The organism is Vibrio sp. 10N.222.46.A1 (assembly GCF_041473595.1).
Lineage (GTDB): Bacteria > Pseudomonadota > Gammaproteobacteria > Enterobacterales > Vibrionaceae > Vibrio > Vibrio tasmaniensis_A.
Genome location: NZ_JBFRSN010001344.1, coordinates 1 through 1725, shown reverse-complemented (window position 1 = coordinate 1725; position 1725 = coordinate 1). Strand labels below are relative to the sequence as shown.

General features: G+C 46.3%; 2 protein-coding genes. Both read left to right on the top strand.

Annotation, left to right across the window (positions count from 1 at the left end; translation table 11 throughout):
• Window positions 1–487 (top strand): cytidine deaminase (gene cdd / locus AB4496_RS26485; RefSeq protein WP_372132875.1); only part of this gene is annotated, 487 nt, incomplete at its 5' end.
• A 167-nt stretch (window positions 488–654) separates the two neighbouring features.
• Window positions 655–1725 (top strand): formate-dependent phosphoribosylglycinamide formyltransferase (gene purT, locus AB4496_RS26480; RefSeq protein ID WP_372132872.1); only part of this gene is annotated, 1071 nt, incomplete at its 3' end.

Here is a 1725-nt window from a genome sequence, read left to right as displayed (position 1 = left end):
ATTCATGAACGAACTGACCACAGCGAAAGAGCTTAAGGTTCAGCTTCCACAACGTGATGAAATGTCTCTGCAAGAGTACCTACCAGACTCGTTCGGCCCTGCTGATTTAGGTGTAACAACAGGCCTAATGACAAAGCTTGATCATAAGTACACGACCGAAGAAACAACACCTATTGTTGTAGATGCGCTAGCAGCACTAAACCGCAGCCATGCGCCTTACACCAAAAACCTAAGTGGTGTTTCGCTACAACTGACGTCAGGTGAAATTTTTACGGGTGCTTACGCTGAAAACGCAGCGTTCAACCCGAGCCTACCTCCTCTGCAAGTCGCGTTAATTCAACTTAAACTGGCTGGCTTCGATTTTGAACAAATTGAAAGTGCAGCTTTGGTTGAAATCGCCGAAGGTAGCATCAGTCACCTAGCGGATACGCAATCTACATTAGAAGCGATTAATCCCGACATTCCAGTGACTTACTTAGCAATCTAAGTACATCTAATTAACAAAAATTCAAATAAGCAGCCCTATTTAACGGGGCTGCTTTTTTTATACCTGTAATTAACGCAACAACTTGCGCAAACGTTTGCTTTTATCATTGAAATAAGTATGATCACCCCGTTTTCAATCAATCGTTCAAAAGATCGGAAGGAATTTCTATGTTTGGTACTGCTACTCGTGAAAATGCTACTCGTGTACTTCTATTAGGTTCAGGTGAACTCGGCAAAGAAGTTGCTATCGAGTGCCAACGTTTAGGTTTGGAAGTTATTGCTTGTGACCGTTATGCAGACGCACCCGCGATGCAAGTTGCGCATCGTAGCCATGTATTAGACATGTTAGACGGCGATGCACTTCAAGCGATCATTGAACTAGAAAAGCCAGATTATGTGGTTCCTGAAATTGAAGCTATTGCCACCAGCAAGTTGGTAGAGCTAGAAGCGCAAGGCTTAAATGTCGTTCCGACTGCGAATGCGACCAAGCTAACGATGAACCGCGAAGGTATCCGTCGCCTAGCGGCAGAAGAGCTAAAACTGAGCACTTCTCCTTACCGCTTTGCAGACACCTTTGAAGACTTCGCTGCCGCTATTGAATTCGTGGGAATGCCTTGCGTTGTTAAGCCAGTAATGAGCTCTTCAGGTAAAGGCCAAAGCGTTATCAAAACAGAGGAAGACATTCAAAAGTCTTGGGACTACGCACAAGAAGGCGGTCGTACTGGCGCGGGTCGCGTAATCGTTGAAGGCTTCATCGACTTTGATTACGAAATTACGCTACTTACCGTTCGCGCAGTCGACGGTGTGCATTTCTGTGCGCCTATCGGTCACCGCCAAGAAGATGGTGATTACCGTGAGTCTTGGCAGCCACAAGTCATGTCAGACAACGCACTTAAAACAGCGCAATACACCGCTGAACAAGTGGTTAATGCACTAGGTGGTCACGGTATCTTTGGTGTCGAGCTGTTTGTTAAAGGCGATCACGTTATCTTCAACGAAGTATCCCCTCGCCCACACGATACTGGCTTAGTGACTCTTATGTCTCAAGACTCATCGGAATTCGCACTGCACGTACGCGCGTTTACCGGTATGCCGATCAAATCCATCACGCAATACGGTCCATGTGCATCAGCGGTTATTCTGGGCCAAGGCACTTCAACCAACATTCGTTTTGAAGGTCTTACAGAGGCGCTAGACGCACCACAAACGCAAGTTCGCTTGTTTGGTAAACCTGATATC